The sequence below is a fragment of the Photobacterium sp. AWH4_225 genome, from assembly GCF_056158405.1.
This window is the reverse complement of sequence record NZ_JBSWTF010000001.1, coordinates 323995-340384: the sequence shown is the minus strand read 5'-3', so window position 1 is coordinate 340384 and position 16390 is coordinate 323995. Positions and strand designations below refer to the sequence as shown.

20 protein-coding genes are annotated in these 16390 nt (G+C 51.3%); 5 read left to right on the top strand and 15 right to left on the bottom strand.

What is annotated here, in order from left to right; all coding sequences use genetic code 11:
- Positions 1-3 precede the first annotated feature (3 nt).
- Entirely contained in the window at positions 4-594 is a 591-nt protein-coding gene (locus tag ACXAD4_RS01740) for a phosphoheptose isomerase (protein ID WP_107300027.1), read from the top strand.
- A 21-nt stretch (positions 595-615) separates the two neighbouring features.
- On the top strand, positions 616-1155 hold the full coding sequence (locus tag ACXAD4_RS01735; RefSeq protein ID WP_475238215.1) for a BON domain-containing protein: 540 nt from the start codon (positions 616-618) through the stop codon (positions 1153-1155).
- Between the two features lie 96 nt (positions 1156-1251).
- Here ACXAD4_RS01735 and sspB read toward each other — a convergent pair whose 3' ends face one another.
- The 8 genes from sspB to zapE form a co-directional block, all read right to left on the bottom strand.
- Entirely contained in the window at positions 1252-1743 is a 492-nt protein-coding gene (sspB, locus tag ACXAD4_RS01730) for a ClpXP protease specificity-enhancing factor (protein WP_475242685.1), read from the bottom strand.
- A gap of 2 nt (positions 1744-1745) precedes the next feature.
- Complete coding sequence (gene sspA / locus ACXAD4_RS01725) at positions 1746-2384, bottom strand: stringent starvation protein SspA (RefSeq protein WP_475238213.1); 639 nt, start codon at positions 2382-2384, stop codon at positions 1746-1748.
- Between the two features lie 85 nt (positions 2385-2469).
- Positions 2470-3207: a cytochrome c1 gene (locus tag ACXAD4_RS01720; RefSeq protein ID WP_317523717.1), complete on the bottom strand. Its 738-nt coding sequence runs from the start codon at positions 3205-3207 to the stop codon at positions 2470-2472.
- A complete protein-coding gene (locus tag ACXAD4_RS01715; protein ID WP_475238212.1) occupies positions 3204-4469 on the bottom strand; it encodes a cytochrome b in 1266 nt (421 codons plus the stop codon). Before ACXAD4_RS01715 ends, ACXAD4_RS01720 begins: the two co-directional genes overlap by 4 nt.
- Positions 4469-5059 carry a ubiquinol-cytochrome c reductase iron-sulfur subunit gene (gene petA / locus ACXAD4_RS01710; protein ID WP_107300021.1) on the bottom strand — a complete coding sequence of 197 codons (591 nt, stop codon included), beginning with the start codon at positions 5057-5059 and terminating at the stop codon, positions 4469-4471. The genes ACXAD4_RS01715 and petA overlap by 1 nt, the downstream gene beginning before the upstream one ends.
- 438 nt (positions 5060-5497) lie before the next feature.
- The gene (gene rpsI / locus ACXAD4_RS01705; protein WP_107300020.1) at positions 5498-5890 is read right to left on the bottom strand and encodes a 30S ribosomal protein S9; all 393 of its coding nucleotides are present in this window, start codon (positions 5888-5890) and stop codon (positions 5498-5500) included.
- Positions 5891-5905: 15 nt separating this feature from the next.
- Complete coding sequence (gene rplM / locus ACXAD4_RS01700) at positions 5906-6334, bottom strand: 50S ribosomal protein L13 (protein ID WP_107300019.1); 429 nt, start codon at positions 6332-6334, stop codon at positions 5906-5908.
- Positions 6335-6619: 285 nt separating this feature from the next.
- Positions 6620-7717, bottom strand: a complete 1098-nt coding sequence (gene zapE, locus ACXAD4_RS01695; protein WP_475242684.1) for a cell division protein ZapE — start codon at positions 7715-7717, stop codon at positions 6620-6622.
- Positions 7718-7960: 243 nt separating this feature from the next.
- On the opposite strand from zapE, the gene zapG reads away from it, so the two are divergent.
- The 3 genes from zapG (at position 7961) to degS (ending at position 11146) form a co-directional block, all read left to right on the top strand.
- Entirely contained in the window at positions 7961-8410 is a 450-nt protein-coding gene (gene zapG / locus ACXAD4_RS01690) for a Z-ring associated protein ZapG (RefSeq protein WP_317523719.1), read from the top strand.
- A 110-nt stretch (positions 8411-8520) separates the two neighbouring features.
- Entirely contained in the window at positions 8521-9888 is a 1368-nt protein-coding gene (locus tag ACXAD4_RS01685; RefSeq protein ID WP_475238209.1) for a Do family serine endopeptidase, read from the top strand.
- A 190-nt stretch (positions 9889-10078) separates the two neighbouring features.
- Positions 10079-11146, top strand: a complete 1068-nt coding sequence (gene degS / locus ACXAD4_RS01680; RefSeq protein ID WP_475238207.1) for an outer membrane-stress sensor serine endopeptidase DegS — start codon at positions 10079-10081, stop codon at positions 11144-11146.
- Positions 11147-11350: 204 nt separating this feature from the next.
- On the opposite strand, the gene murA is transcribed toward degS, so the two are convergent.
- Genes murA through mlaF form a run of 7 tightly spaced genes read right to left on the bottom strand, consistent with a single transcriptional unit; the run spans position 11351 to position 15974 of the window.
- Positions 11351-12607, bottom strand: coding sequence for a UDP-N-acetylglucosamine 1-carboxyvinyltransferase (gene murA, locus ACXAD4_RS01675; RefSeq protein ID WP_475238204.1), 1257 nt, complete (start codon positions 12605-12607; stop codon positions 11351-11353).
- A gap of 10 nt (positions 12608-12617) precedes the next feature.
- Entirely contained in the window at positions 12618-12875 is a 258-nt protein-coding gene (gene ibaG, locus ACXAD4_RS01670) for a BolA family iron metabolism protein IbaG (protein WP_107300014.1), read from the bottom strand.
- Between the two features lie 20 nt (positions 12876-12895).
- Positions 12896-13207 carry an STAS domain-containing protein gene (locus ACXAD4_RS01665; RefSeq protein WP_475238202.1) on the bottom strand — a complete coding sequence of 104 codons (312 nt, stop codon included), beginning with the start codon at positions 13205-13207 and terminating at the stop codon, positions 12896-12898.
- Positions 13200-13844: a phospholipid-binding protein MlaC gene (gene mlaC / locus ACXAD4_RS01660; RefSeq protein WP_475238201.1), complete on the bottom strand. Its 645-nt coding sequence runs from the start codon at positions 13842-13844 to the stop codon at positions 13200-13202. Before mlaC ends, ACXAD4_RS01665 begins: the two co-directional genes overlap by 8 nt.
- Before the next feature lie 12 nt (positions 13845-13856).
- Positions 13857-14333, bottom strand: coding sequence for an outer membrane lipid asymmetry maintenance protein MlaD (gene mlaD / locus ACXAD4_RS01655; RefSeq protein ID WP_475238199.1), 477 nt, complete (start codon positions 14331-14333; stop codon positions 13857-13859).
- Between the two features lie 37 nt (positions 14334-14370).
- On the bottom strand, positions 14371-15150 hold the full coding sequence (gene mlaE, locus ACXAD4_RS01650; protein WP_475242683.1) for a lipid asymmetry maintenance ABC transporter permease subunit MlaE: 780 nt from the start codon (positions 15148-15150) through the stop codon (positions 14371-14373).
- Positions 15150-15974, bottom strand: coding sequence for a phospholipid ABC transporter ATP-binding protein MlaF (gene mlaF, locus ACXAD4_RS01645; RefSeq protein WP_475238197.1), 825 nt, complete (start codon positions 15972-15974; stop codon positions 15150-15152). The genes mlaE and mlaF overlap by 1 nt, the downstream gene beginning before the upstream one ends.
- Positions 15975-16390 lie beyond the last annotated feature (416 nt).

Below are 16390 nucleotides of genomic sequence, written 5' to 3'. Positions count from 1 at the left end.
TCCATGCTAGAGAGCATCAAAGAAAGTTTCACCGAAAGCATCCAAACCCAGATTGCCGCCGCCGAGGCTCTGCCAGACGCAATTTCCCAGGCAGCCCAGGTCATGGTGCAAAGCCTGCTCAATGGCAACAAGATCCTCTGCTGCGGTAATGGTGGCTCGGCGGCAAACTCACAGCACTTTGCCTCCTGCCTGATCAACCGTTTCGAGACCGAGCGCCCAAGCCTTCCGGCTTTGGCTCTGACGGCAGATACCACAACACTGACAGCTGTTGCCAACGACTACCACCACGATGAAATCTTCTCCAAGCAAGTCAGAGCCCTGGGGCAAGGTGGCGATATCCTGTTTGTGCTATCAACCAGCGGTAACAGCAAGAACATTATCAAGGCAATGGAAGCGGCACTGACCCGTGATATGACCATCATTGCCCTGACCGGCAAAGACGGTGGCGAAATGGCAGGACTGCTGGGGATCCAGGATGTCGAGATCCGTATTCCGTCCCAGCGCACGGCTCGTATCCAGGAAGGCCAACTACTGGTGGTTCACTGCCTGTGCGATCTTATCGACAAGGTTCTGTTCCCCCACCACGAAGGATAAGTACGACTAAGGAAGGTAACCATGAACTGGCGTCCGCTAATTGTCCTCCTGCTGGCGTTCGGCCTGCAGGCCTGTGCCGCGCTTGACCCGGCAGATACTCGCTCGACCAAACAGCAATGGTATGACCAAGAGATCGAAATGGAAGTCGGAGGGCTCGCCAACAAGCCGCCCTATCGCCAGCATGCCCGGGTCAATGCTATCGCTGTTGAAGGCAAGGTGCTGCTCGTTGGCCAGGCTACCGAGCAAACCTACAGTCACCAGCTGGAGCAGCAGATCCGTGAGCTGAAAAACGTCAACACTGTTTACAATCAGATCCAGATCCGACCGCTGCCACAATTTGGTGAATTCAGCAAAGACAGCTGGCTGACGACTAAGGTCAAGGCACAGCTCATCGGCAGCAAGCAATTACGTGATGCGACCATCAAGGTGATCACCGAAAACGAAGAAGTGTTCCTGCTCGGCTATGTCAGCCGCGAACAAGGTAATATTGCAGCAGAGCTCGCTCGCAATGTTTCCGGCGTCAAGAAAGTCGTCAAAGTTTTCGAATATCCAGATAACTAAGACGACTCCAAGCAAGCGAAGTCCAAAAAAGAAAAACGCAGCTAATGCTGCGTTTTTTTATGCTAATAGTTAACCTATAAATGGCAAACTACACGATTATTTCACCACACGAAGGCTTGGACGGCCACGAGGACGTGGTGGCTCATCATCAGGTTCGATATCCGAAACAGCTTCGGCCACAGGCTCAACAGGTGCTAACGCGTCCTGATGATCTTCTGCAATCTCTTCCACTTCTTCGATATCCGCCATATCTGTCGCATAAGCAGGCTCAGGCTCGAACATGGTGCCAGCACCATTTTCACGCGCATAGATAGCCATTGCAGCATAAAGCGGAACGATAACCGAGTGAGGACGACCGCTGAAGCGGGCACTGAAGCTGATCGCCTCGTTACCCAACTCCAGATTACCCACAGCACGCGGGGCTACGTTCAGGACAATCTGTCCGTCACTAACGAATTCCATCGGAACCTTGACACCCGGTAGCGTAGCATCGACCACCAAGTGAGGGGTCAAATCGTTGTCTACCAACCAATCATAGAAAGCGCGTAGCAAATATGGTCGACGCGGTGTCATGTTGTCGATGTCCATCATTAGCTGCCAGCCAAACGCATTTCGCGCTCAGCTTCAGTCAATGAAGCCAAGAATGAATCACGTTCGAAAACGCGGGTCATGTAGTTTTTAACTTCTTTAGCGCCAGCACCAGTCAGTTCGATGCCCATTTCAGGCAGACGCCATAACAGCGGAGCCAGGTAGCAATCAACCAAGCTGAACTCGTCGCTCATGAAGTAAGGGAACTCAGCAAATACAGGAGCAAGAGCCAGCAGCTCTTCACGCAATTGCTTACGTGCTTTATCAGCTTCGTCGGCAGAGCCTTTGTTGATCTTCTCAGCCAATGTGTACCAGTTACGTTCGATACGGTACATCATCAAACGGCTGTTACCACGAGCAACAGGGTAAACAGGCATCAATGGTGGATGAGGGAAACGCTCATCCAGATACTCCATAATGATACTTGCTTGGTAAAGTGCAAGCTCACGGTCAACCAAAGTCGGCACTGAGTTGTACGGGTTTAGGTCTAGCAAGTCTTCAGGCAGGTTTTTTGGGTCAACCAGCTCGATTTCAACGCTTACACCTTTTTCTGCTAGTACGATACGCACCTGATGGCTGTAGATGTCAGAAGCATCAGAATACAGAGTCATCACAGAGCGTTTATTGGCAGCAACAGCCATTAACCCCTCCAGTATACTTAAATACACAAAAAGCAACGGGGGCACCGGCCCCCATTGCGAGATTCTAACCCACTAGATTACCTGATCAGTGGACATCACGCCAATATTCTTTCTTCAACAGTAATGTTAGTACAAAGAATATGACAATAAAGCCCATGACCCAGTAACCCAGACGCTGGCGTTCCAGCTTCATTGGCTCTGCTGAATATTCGAGGAAATTGACCAGATCGCGAACAGCCTCGTCATATTCTTCGTCATTCAACTCACCCGTGCCGTCAGATTTGATACCGACATATTCCTGTACTTCCTCACCGTCAATCAGGCGGGTTTCGTACACTTTAGTCGGGACACCTTGCAGCTCTTCCAAAACATGTGGCATCCCCACACTCGGGAAGACAACGTTGTTGACTCCAAACGGACGACTAGGATCCGCATAGAAGGAGCGCAGGTAAGTGTAAAGCCAGTCGCTACCACGAACACGGGCAACCATAGTCAGATCCGGGGCCGGAGCACCGAACGAAGCTGCAGCGTATTCGGTCGGGATAGCATTGACCATCAGATCACCAATTTTGGCTTCCGGATCAAACACCATATTATCCATCATCAAGTTGGCAGGGATACCAAGATCCGTCGCCACTCGCTCGTAGCGCTGGTACTGGGTCGCATGACAGCCGAAGCAGTAGTTCATGAAGGTCTGGGCACCACGCTGAAGCGAGGCTTTGTCCGTCAGATCATTGCCGGCTTTGTCCAGTGGCACCGATGGTCCCGCCGCCATAGCCAGAGACGGCAGCAGGGCAAATAGCATGACAATCAACTTCTTCATTTGAATGTTACCCTCTCTGGTAATGGTTTGGTTGCTTCATTCTTGCTGTAGAAGAACAGCAGGACGAAGAACATGAAATACGCAAAGCTGAAGATCTGCGCCAGGATGGTGTATGTCGGCGTTGCCGGCAGTGCACCCAGAATACCCAAAGCAATGAAGCTGATAGTGAACTGGACAATGTTCGCCAGGTGCAGCTTGCTGCGGTAGCGGTATGAACGCACCTTACAGCGATCCAGCCATGGCAGCAGGAACAGCACCACAATCGAGGCTCCCATCGCAATAACACCCAGCAGCTTGTCCGGCACCGCACGCAAGATGGCGTAGAACGGTGTGAAGTACCATACCGGTGCAATGTGCTCAGGGGTCTTCAACGGGTTGGCCGCTTCAAAGTTAGGTGGCTCAAGGAAGTAGCCGCCCATCTCTGGGTTGAAGAAGATCACGTAGCTGAACAGGAAGGCGAATACCGCAATACCGACCATGTCTTTCACTGTCCCGTATGGGTGGAAAGGAATCGAGTCGATAATGTCGTATTTCTTGCTGTAGTAGCTATGGAACGGGAACTGGGTCTTGTAGTCATCGCCCTTAGTGCCTTTCGGCAGCTTGGTTTCGATACCGTCAGGGTTGTTAGAGCCCACTTCGTGCAACGCGAGAATGTGCAGAACAACCAGCAGCAGCAACACGATAGGCAATGCGATAACGTGAAGGGCAAAGAAGCGGTTCAGGGTCGCACCGGAGATCACGTAGTCACCACGGATCCAAAGTGTCAGATCATCACCGATCACCGGAATCGCACCGAATAGAGAGATGATTACCTGGGCACCCCAGTAAGACATCTGGCCCCATGGCAACAGGTAGCCCATAAAGGCCTCTGCCATCAGTACCAGGAAGATCAGCATACCAAACAACCACAGTAGCTCACGTGGCTTCTGGTAAGAGCCGTAGATCAAGCCACGGAACATGTGCAGGTAGACCACGACAAAGAAAGCCGAGGCACCTGTCGAGTGCATATAACGCAGCAGCCAGCCGTACTCAACATCACGCATGATGTATTCGATCGAGGCAAACGCCCCGTCGCCGGAAGGCACGTAGTTCATGGTCAGCCAGATACCGGTAATGATCTGGTTTACCAGTACCAGCATGGCCAATGATCCGAACAGATACCAGAAGTTAAAGTTCTTCGGCATCGGGTATTCCGACAAATGCTTTTTATAGGCATTCATCATCGGCAGGCGTTTTTCAACCCATCCAAGTAAAGCGTCCATTAGGCAGCCTCCTCATCTACACCGACCAGAATGGTATTGTCATCCAGGAACGTATGAGGCGGCACGACCAGGTTCAATGGTGCTGGCACCCCCGCAAAAACCCGGCCAGCCATGTCAAACTTCGACCCGTGGCATGGGCAGAAGAAACCGGCCGAAATACCGCTAACCTGCTCACTGAAGGTATTTGGTAAATAGGTAGGTGAACAGCCTAGGTGAGTACAGATACCTACGGCTAGAAAGATTTCAGGTTTAACTGAACGAAATTTATTTTGGGCATATTCGGGCTGCTGCGGTTCCGCCGAAGACGGATCACGAAGCTGGCCATCATGGCCACCCAATTCATTTAAAACAGCATCGCTACGGCGGACTACCCAGACAGGTTTACCACGCCACTCGACGCGAACCATCTGGCCTTCTTCCAACTTGCTGATATCAACTTCAACTGGCGCACCCGCGGCTTTTGCTTTCGCGCTCGGGTTCCAAGATTTGATAAAAGGCACGGCTACAGCGGCTGCACCTAAGCCTCCAACAACCGAAGTCGTCGCAGTCAGGAAGCGGCGTCGGCCGTTACTTACTGGCGCATTGCTCATCCAACATTCTCCCATGTGCTCCCGCTCTGGATTATTATTATGTCCTTGTGCGTCCCTGGAGCTTACGGCTAACTTTCAAACGGAAAGAAACAACAGCAGCAACCCCTTCCAACCCGGAAGGTTAAAGTGGCGGTATAAAGCTGTTGCTTATCACGCCAAATGATAAAGAAAACCCCACTTTTTGACAAGATAAAGCTACTTTTTCGCAACAAATGTGAGAGGTATGTTCTTTTTGTTACTTTGTGTAATGCAAACGGCTGTTGTACAGCAAATTTAAACTGGAGAAAGGATCAAACAAAGGTGTGGATATAGGCCTCAGCAAGGCCAGTTTGTTGCTCAGATGTGACAGGGATAACAGGATTTTCAGGCAATAAAAAAGCCCAACCCGAAGGTTGAGCTTTTGCACACAGTTTCCAGAATAAATTCTGAAGCGTAAAATTAACGCTTAGAGAACTGTGGACGACGACGTGCTTTACGTAGACCAACTTTCTTACGCTCAACTTTACGTGCGTCACGAGTTACGTAACCCGCTGCGCGTAGTGCTGGACGTAGAGTCTCATCGTATTCCATAAGTGCACGAGTGATACCGTGACGGATAGCGCCTGATTGACCAGTGATACCACCACCTTTAACAGTGATGTATAGATCTAGTTTCTCAATCATTTCAACTAGCTCAAGTGGCTGACGAACAACCATGCGAGCAGTTTCGCGACCGAAGTATTCTTCGATGCTACGCTTGTTGATTACGATGTTACCAGTACCCGGTTTAATGAAAACGCGAGCAGCTGAGCTTTTGCGGCGACCAGTGCCGTAGTATTGATTCTCTGCCATTGTCATCTTCCCCAATTAGATGTCTAGAACTTTAGGCTGTTGTGCAGCGTGGTTGTGCTCAGTACCCGCGTAAACTTTCAGCTTACGGTACATAGCACGGCCTAGAGGACCTTTAGGAAGCATGCCTTTAACAGCAGTCTCGATAATCATTTCTGGTTTCTTATCAAGAAGCTTGTCGAAGCTGATAGACTTCAGACCACCGATGTAGCCAGTGTGGTGGTGGTACATCTTGTCAGTGCGCTTAGCACCAGTTACTGCAACTTTTTCAGCGTTGATAACTACGATGTAGTCACCAGTGTCAACGTGCGGAGTGTACTCCGGCTTGTGCTTACCACGTAGACGAGATGCGATTTCAGTTGCTAGACGACCAAGAGTTTTACCTTCAGCGTCAACAACATACCAGTCACGTTTTACAGTTTCTGGTTTAGCAACGAAAGTTTTCATGCTAATTCTTACCCAAAATTAAATAGTTTCACTTTACAGGAGCAGCATTGCTCCCTCTGTACAGAGCCCTCTCATCACCCCTTCGAGTGGTTGGCACTCCCGGCTTTTGCCGTTACAGGTACGGTGGGTCGCAAGATTATAGGGAAGGGTGGAGAAAAAATCACCTTTTTTTGAAAAAAAATTGCGATTTTTTCTCTGGCAGGCTTTAAGGCCCAAAACAACAGGTTATCAACCACCTTTTCGGGCTATTTCCCTATCGTTGAACCTTGTCAGTACAAACCATTCTTATGGGAGATGCGGGCTGGCCAAGTAATCGTGGCTCTGCATCTCGATAAGCCTTGAACAACAGCGCTTGAACTCGAAAGCCAGCCTTTCGCCCTGATAAAGCTGGGCCAGTTCGACCTCGGCCGAGATGATCAGTTTGACATTGCGCTCATAGAATTCATCAACCAAGGCAATAAAGCGTCTTGCTGAGTCACTGTCGTCCTCTTGCATCTGGGTCACTTCTGATAACAAGACGGTATGGTAGATCTGCGACAACTCCATGTAATCACTCTGACTGCGGGCAGTCTGGCACAGGGTGGCAAAATCAAAGTGGATCACCCCTTCTCCCTCATGCCGGATAGGCAAGGTCCTGTTATTGACCTCTACAGTCCCCCCCGTCCGGTGCTCACCGGCAGCCAACTGCTGGAAATAATGCAGCATGTTCTGTTCGGCCTGCTCATCAAGCGGGAAATGGTAGATTTCGGCCTGCTCAAGTGTGCGCAGGCGATAATCTACCCCCGAGTCGACATTGACCACTTCGCAATGGGTATGGATAAGGTCGATAGCCGGGAGGAAACGTGCCCGCTGCAGGCCATTACGGTAAAGCTCGTCAGGCGGGATATTCGATGTAGCCACCAAAGTAATTCCCCGGCGGAACAGGGCTTCGAACAAGGTGCCGAGGATCATCGCATCGGTAATATCCGAAACAAAAAACTCATCAAAACAAATGATATCGGTCTCGGCAGCAAACCGTTCGGCCACCACTTCCAGCGGATCGCTTTGCTGCTCCAGCTGCTTCATTTCCTGATGCACCCGGTGCATGAAACGGTGGAAGTGAACCCGCATCTTGCGCTCTGTCGGTAAGCAATCGAAGAACGTATCGACCAGGTAGGTCTTGCCTCGCCCAACACCGCCCCAGAAGTAGAGCCCTTTCACCGGTACCGGCGGTTCGGCCGGGCGGCGCATCAGGCGATCAACCCAACTTTGCGTGACTTCCGGCTTCGGCACCTGAAGTCGATGGTACAAATCATCCAGGTGGCTAACGGCCATTGCCTGAGCCGGATCGGCAACGAAATCGCTACGCTTAAGATCTTGTTGGTATTTTTGTTGTGGGGTCATCCTTGTAAAGCCCAAACCGTCATTCTCCGTATGCGAGATAGTACCATGCTGCTTCATGTACATGTATAGTATCTAGACAAGTTGATGAGCAGATGAAGTTGACGTGCTATTCAGCACCAATTAAATCTCGATGTTATACAACAGGCGTGATGATGTACGTACACCACTCCCCCAGCAGGCTAGCCTGCCTGTGGTACGTTATCCCCCTGTCCCTATATAAGAGAAGAGCAAAAGGAGTTTTTCATGGCTTGGATTTATGCGCTGCTGATTTTCATTGCCGGTGCCATTGTCGGTGCCTTTGCCACGAGGCTGAGCAACAAAGGTTTGAAACAGCAAAAAGAACTGAAAAAAGAGCTGGATAAGTCAAAATACGAACTCGAGCAATTCCGCCAGGAACTGGTCGATCATTTCGCCCAGAGCTCAGAGCTACTTGATAACATCGCCAAAGACTACAGCAAGCTTTACGAGCACATGGCGAAAACCTCAACCGAGCTAATGCCAAACCTACCAGAGCAAGACAACCCGTTTGCACACCGCATCAGCACACTGGAAGCGGTAAAAGAAGTAAAAGACAGCCAAGACGAGCAACCTCGCGATTACGCCAACGGCGCAACGGGCCTACTAAAGGACCAAAAACCTGAAGTAGTTACCGAAGAGCCAAAGCCTGCGGCTGAAGAATCAAAGGCAAGCTAAGAAAATTCTTAGGAACTAAACACCAGTTTTCAAGTCTGAGATTAAGCAGCCATATCAACACACTAGGATGTGTGGCTGCGATTGGACTTGAAAACCGGAGTTTAGTAATAATGAAAAAAACATTACTTGTTTTAAGTGCCCTGACTATCGGCATCAGCTCAGTTATTACCCCAGTGACGGCGACCGCCGCCCTTCCCCAGTCAGTCAGCAACCAGCAGGTCCCCAGCCTAGCTCCGATGCTAGAGCAAGTGACCCCAGCTGTCGTCAGCATTGCCGTTGAAGGTAAACAAGTATCCAGACAACGCTTACCAGAAACCTTCCGCTTCTTTTTCGGCCCCGACTTCCCTGAAGAACAAATGCGCGAACGCCCGTTTCGTGGTTTGGGCTCGGGGGTGATTGTCGATGCCGACAAGGGCTATATCGTCACCAACCACCACGTCATCGGTGGTGCGGATAAGATCATGGTACAGCTGCACGATGGCCGTGAAGTCACTGCCGAGCTGATCGGCAGCGACGAGATGTCAGATATCGCTCTGCTCAAACTCAAAGACGTCAGCGATCTGACCGAAATTAAACTGGCCGACTCAGACAAACTGCGGGTCGGTGATTTCGCGGTTGCCATCGGTAACCCGTTTGGCCTCGGCCAGACAGTTACCTCAGGGATCATCTCAGCCCTGGGCCGCAGCGGTCTGAATATCGAGAATTTCGAAAACTTTATCCAGACCGATGCCGCGATCAACAGCGGTAACTCAGGCGGCGCTTTGGTCAACCTCAATGGCGAACTGGTCGGTATCAATACCGCTATTCTTGGTCCGAACGGCGGTAACGTCGGGATTGGCTTTGCGATTCCGGTCAATATGGTGAAAAACCTGACCGAACAGATCATTGAATTCGGTGAGGTCAAACGCGGTATCCTCGGCGTTCAGGGCGGTGAGCTCACTTCAGAGCTAGCCGAAGCCTTCGGTTACGAAACCAACCATGGTGCCTTTATCAACCAGGTCATGCCTGACTCGGCAGCCGAGAAAGCAGGCTTGAAGGCCGGTGATATTATCGTGTCGGTTAATGGCAAGCAGATCCGCACCTTCGGTGAGCTCAGAGCGAAGATTGCCACCCTAGGGGCAGGCAAAGACGTGTCACTGGGTATTGTCCGTGACGGCAAAGAGCTCGATGTCACAGCCAAGCTGCAGGAAGCCTCAGTCAATAAGGTCAAAGCCGACAGTTTGCATGAAGGCCTAGCCGGCGCCGAATTTGCCAACACCACCTCAAAAGATGATGCCAAAGGGGTTAAGGTCACCAGCCTGCAGGAAAACTCCGAAGCAGCCCGCTACGGTTTGCGTGAAGGCGACATCATCCTTGGTGTCAACCGCCAGCCAATCCGTAACCTGGGTGAGCTAAGAAAAGCACTGGACAAGAAACCTAGCGTACTGGCTCTCGAAGTGAAACGAGACAACAGTATCCTCTACCTCATCATCCGCTAAACGTTACCCCCGGCAGCCGGTCGACACCGGCTGCCATACCCCCTCCCCATATCTATTGCCGCATAAATATCCCGGCTAAGCTTTCGCTACATTATTCAATAAAATACACAGCCAACATTTGGTATCTTGTCTAAGGTAATGGTACCCTCTTCGACTATTATCAGTAGTTTATTCATTCAAGGGAGCGAACATGCTGGCTTTTTTGGCTAGATCAACGTTGCTTGGTGTCGTTACAGCCATCGCTCTACTGCTGATCTTCCCTGATCTCCGAACCCAAATGCTCGATACGCCTCAGGTATTGGCCCCGGTTGAAGTCAACCAAACTCAAGTTTCTTTCAACTATGCCGTCCGCCGTGCTTCACCGGCTGTCGTGAATATCTATAACCGTCGCTACAATGCCGAAGACCGTTTGCAGCTCAGCACTCAGGGCCTTGGCTCCGGCGTGATCATGAGCGACAAAGGCTACATCGTTACCAATTACCATGTTGTCGCAGAGGCCGATCAGGTCATCGTCGCCCTACAAGATGGCCGCATCCTTACCGCCCAGCTGATTGGTAAAGATCAGCGTACTGATTTGGCCGTGTTGAAGATCCAGGCCGAAAACCTACCTGTTATCCCGACCAGTCCTGACTACCGCCCGGCAGTTGGCGATGTCGTTTTGGCAATCGGTAACCCTTATAATCTCGGCCAGACGACAACTTACGGCATCATCTCGGCCACTGGCCGTTCAGGCATGAGCTTCTACGGCAGGCAGGACTTCCTCCAGACCGACGCCGCCATCAACGAAGGCAACTCCGGTGGTGCCTTGGTCAACACCCGCGGCGAGTTGGTCGGCATCAATACCGCCTCCTTCCAGCAGGCGACCGACATTGAAACCTACGGTATTTCTTTTGCTATCCCTTATGAACTGACCCGTAAGATCATGGACAAGTTGATTGCCGATGGACGGGTGATCCGTGGTTATATCGGCTTGGAAGCACGAGATATCAACCCGGTAATGGCAAGGCTCTATGATGCCGATCAGATCAGCGGGATCATCGTCATGGGCATGGATCCTAATGGTCCTGCGGCCAAAGCTGGTTTCAAGGTACAAGACATCCTGATCGAAATTGACGGCAAGCGGGTTACTGACCGCCGTAATGTATTGGATATTGTTACCGAGCTTCGCCCGGGAACAGAAGTGCCAATGAAGGTTCTGCGCAATGGCGAGCCAACCGATCTGATGGTTCGGATTGGTGACGAGCCGAATGGGTATTGATTCGGGGCGGAAGGCCCCAGGCTCGAGGCAATGGGGAAAAGCTAAAGGCTAACAAAGCCTGGAGCAAAATCATTGTCATGTTCTTCGGCTCTTCCCAGAGTCTAGGGCCCGCTTTTCCAAGGGCCACTACTTTGATTGCCGCATAAAAAAATCCTCGGCCAAGGCCGAGGATTTCTCACATATTCAATTCAAACAGAGCAGCTCTTACTCGCTAAAGCGCTCGATGTTCATGCCTAGGGCGCTGAACTTGTCTTCGATGTGCTCGTAACCACGGTCGATGTGGTAGATACGGTCAACGATGGTCTCGCCTTTGGCAATGCTGCCGGCAATCACTAGGCTGGCAGACGCACGTAGGTCGGTTGCCATTACCTGCGCACCGCTCAGGCCGTCGGTATCACCACAAATCACTGTGTTGCCTTCGATTTCCGCACGAGCGCCCATACGGATCAGCTCAGGAATGTGCATGAAGCGGTTTTCGAAGATGGTCTCGGTAATGATGCCTGTGCCTTTGGCAATCAGGTTCAACAGAGAGAACTGGGCCTGCATATCCGTTGGGAAGCCAGGGTGCGGAGCCGTACGGATGTTTACTGCCTTCAGCTCGCGATCCGTCATGTCCAAGCTGATCCAGTCGTCACCGGTTTCAATCTTGGCACCGGCTTCTTCCAGCTTGGCCAACGCCGCCTCAAGCAGTGATGGACGCGTATGGCGACACATAATCTTACCGCCAGATACCGCTGCAGCCACTAGGAAAGTACCGGTTTCGATACGGTCAGCAACCACTTCGTGGTAACCACCGCCCAAACGTTCAACACCTTCAATCGTAATGGTATCGGTACCCGCACCGGTGATTTTGGCACCCAGGGTATTAAGGAAGTCCGCCGTATCAACGATTTCTGGCTCACGTGCCGCATTCTCGATAACGGTTGTGCCTTCAGCCAACGTGGCCGCAGACATGATAGTCACGGTCGCACCAACGCTGACCTTGTCCATCACGATGTGAGCACCTTTTAGGCGGCCATCAACCGTGGCTTTGACGTAACCTTCTTCCAAGGTGATTGTTGCACCCAGCTGCTCAAGGCCGTGGATATGCAAATCAACGGGACGTGCACCAATCGCACAACCACCCGGCAGCGATACTTGGCCCTGGCCAAAACGCGCTACCAACGGGCCAAGAGCCCAGATAGACGCACGCATGGTTTTCACCAAATCATACGGCGCACAAAATTCGTTAACCGGACCAGCATCTACATACACTGAGCCGTTGCGTGATACCTTGGCACCCAGGCGGCTCAAGAGCTCCATCGTGGTGTCGATATCACGTAGCTTTGGTACATTCGCAACTTCTACCGGTTCTTCGGCCAACAGGGCTGCGAACAAAATAGGCAATGCTGCATTCTTAGCACCAGAAATGGAGACTTCGCCGCTTAATGGGCCACCGCCCTGGATTCGAAACTTCTGCATCATTAACCTCTTAAGACAGCGACATCAATTTTTTGTCACGTGCCCACTCTTCAGGTGTGTACGTCTTGATGCTCAACGCATGAATTTCATTCGCTGCGATCTGTCCCATCAGCGGGCCGTAAATAGCCTGCTGCTTCTTCACACGGTTCATACCTTCGAACATTGCGCCAACCGCAATCACTTCGTAGTGACTGCCGTCGCTCTTGACGATCACTTCGTCAAGTTCCAGAGCATTTTCTAGAATTTCTTTAATTTCAGAGATTTCCACAAGCTATCCTCTTTCGCAGCTCACTCGATGCAAGCCGCTAACATTGACTCAACGTGACTCAGACGAAGCAGCGTGACAAGCTGCTCTGGCACATTCAATATTTTCAGCTCAGAGCCATTTTGGCTCAGCTGTTGGTATATGTGTAGCAACATCACCATACCGGCTGAATCGATACGCCCGACCGCTGCCAGATCCAACTGTACCTGGCAATCCTTCGGCATCCATTCATGGCGTTGCTGCCAAAAAGCTGGAACTGTGTCACGTTCCAATGCCCCTGACAAGCAGTAAAGACCATTTTCCTGAGCTTGCCACTCAATCTTTTGCTTAGTCATTGTTTTCTGGCTCACGACGAATTGGCTTGGCCGCCAATCGCTTCAGATCCTGGGTGACGGCATCCACACCCTGGCTACGAAGCTGGCCACTCCACTCGCTCTGTTTGGTCGAGATCATGCTGACCCCTTCGGCCACCATATCGAAGCCCTGCCACTCGCCGGTTTTCTTGTTCTTACGCAACTTGAAATCAAGGCGGATTGGCGGGCGCTTGGTATCGACGATATCCACCCGGACAGACACCACACTGCGATCAGCCGGGATCGATTTAGGTGATTCGATTTCAATGTCCTGATCGGTGTACTGGGTCAGGACTTGGGCATAGGAAGCGACCAAATAATCAGTGAACGCTGCCACAAAATCATTACGCTGCTGCGGCGTGGTTTTCTTCAGCTGCGGGCCTAATACCTTGTATGCTGCATAGCGGGTATTGATATAAGGCAGCAGCTCTTGTCGCACTACGGTACGCAGACGCTCAGGGTTCTGCTGAATCAGGCTCTGCTCCGACTTCAGGCGGGCAAAGGTCTTCTGCGAAACCTGATCCATCATGGTATAAGGGTTAGTTTTATCAATCAGCGCGGCCTGTGAAACCAGCGGCAGGCAGACAAACATCATAAGTACATAGCGAAACCATTTCATAATTGTGCTCTCTTAATTACTGTCACCGCCGATGCTATACAGCACCTGGCCAATCATATCTTCCAATACTAGTGCAGACTTGGTGTCCTCAAGTAGATCGCCGTCACCAAGCATTTCAATGTCTTCATCAACAAAGCCCGGAGAAATGCCCAGATACTGCTCACCCAGCAGACCAGAAGTCAGAATGGCTGCCGAACTGGTCTCAGGGAAATAACCATATTTTTTCTCAATCGACAGTGTAACCACTGGCACATACGTATCAGTATCTAGGCTAATGTCTGTAATCTTTCCAACGGTAACCCCTCCGACCTTGATGGGTGATCGGACTTTCAAACCACCGATATTGTCGAAGTGGGCCTTGAGGGTATAAGTCTCCGCGCCACCTAAATTCTGGACATCGGCAACCTTGAAGATCAATACCAGCAGGGCAGCAAAGCCAGCCAATACAAAGCTGCCTACCCATAATTCTAGTTTTTTCGTTTGCTGCATCAGTTTTTTCCTGTTGTATTACCGCATTGCGGCTTTATCAGTTGCCAAACATCAGGGCAGTGAGGACAAAATCCAGTCCCAAGACTGCCAGTGACGAATTCACCACGGTACGTGTGGTTGCGCGGCTGATCCCCTCGGATGTCGGGACCGCATCATAACCATTGAAGACCGCAATCCATGTGACGGTGATTGCGAAAACCACGGATTTGATAATACTGTTGCCAATGTCGTAGCCCAAATCGACCGAAGACTGCATCACCGACCAGAAGCTACCGTGATCGATCCCTTTCCATTCGACACCGACCAGCTCACCACCCCAGATCCCCACGGCACAGAACAGCATCGCCAGCAATGGCATCGAAATCACACCGGCCCAGAACCGCGGGGCGATGACCTGACGCAACGGATCGACCGCCATCATCTCCATGCTCGACAACTGCTCGGTGGTTTTCATCAAACCGATTTCGGCGGTCAGCGCCGAGCCGGCCCGGCCAGCAAACAGCAAGGCGGTGACAACCGGCCCGAGCTCGCGCAACAGGGACAAGGCGACCATCTGACCCAAGCTGGTTTCAGCCCCGAAGTCCACCAGCACGATGTAGCCCTGCAGACTCAGTACCATACCTATAAACAAGCCCGAGACCAGAATGATAGCAACCGACAACACACCAACGTTGTAGAGCTGGCGCACTAATAACGGGAACATTTTGCCGGGCTGCGGCCGGCTGACCAATGCGCCATACAACACCAAGGTTGCGCGCCCCATGGTCTGGAAGATATCCAACGCCCGACGCCCCTGACGGGAAATAAACTCTGTCATCATGCTCGGCGCTCCTTGCCGTCAAGGGCAAATAACGCCTGCTCCATCGGCTCGGCAGGAAAACGAAACGGCACAGGCCCATCAGCATCGCCATCGAGAAACTGACGGACGCGCGGATCAGGGTTATCCCATAATTGCTGTGGTGTGCCCTGGCCAATGATCTGGCTGCCGGAGAGAATGTAGACATAGTCCGCAATGCTCATCACCTCAGGCACATCGTGGGAAACAATCACCGAAGTGGTACCCAGCGCCTTGTTCAGATCACGGATCAACTTCACCAGTACTCCCATGGTGATCGGATCCTGGCCGACAAACGGCTCGTCATACATGATCATATCCGGATCCAGCGCAATCGCGCGGGCCAATGCGGCCCGTCGGGCCATACCGCCAGACAATTCGCTCGGCATCAATTGCGCAGCCCCGCGTAGCCCAACCGCTTCAAGCTTGAGCAGTACCAAGGTGCGCAGGAGATCTTCGGGAAGTTGGGTATGCTCACGGAGCGGAAACGCTACGTTGTCGAATACCGTCATGTCAGTGAACAAGGCTCCGGATTGGAATAACATGCTCATTTTCTTGCGGGCCAGATACAGTTCACTGCGACTCAGCGCCGGAATATTCCAGCCCTCAAACCAGATTTCACCGCTATCAGGCAAGATCTGGCCGCCAATTAACCGTAGCAAGGTGGTTTTACCTATCCCTGACGGGCCCATTATGGCCGTCACTTTACCCTTGGGCACGTCCAACGAAACATCATCAAAGATTTTTCGTTCACCACGGGAGAAGGTCATTTGCCGGATAGAAACCAGCGCCTCTGTCTGCTCCATAGTTACCTTTATGGCTGTCCTGCCAGTCCAAAAGTCGGCCTACTAACATAGCAAGCGACATTATATGAATAGAATTAATTAGTTATCTTTATGTCTTTGATGATAGGTAGATTATGCAACCAACTCAAGAGATGAACTGTAAGAAGTCTGTGATTTCTCGGTCAGCACAGTGCTAATAATGACTGCTATTCCCTTGGAAACATTAGGCACAATGACCTATACCCTGCAAGACATAAGGCTGTTTGGGTCGAATCCATCCCGCCTTGTTTCGACATTGTCCCAACCTGTTAAAAATCCACAGACAATAATCATTTTCTCGCCCCTTTTGCTTTCCTTTTCATGGCCGAACCGTCAAAATTAGTCTCTTATTATTAATCACCCCAATTGGATCACAGCCGCTTTCCGGCATGTTGTCG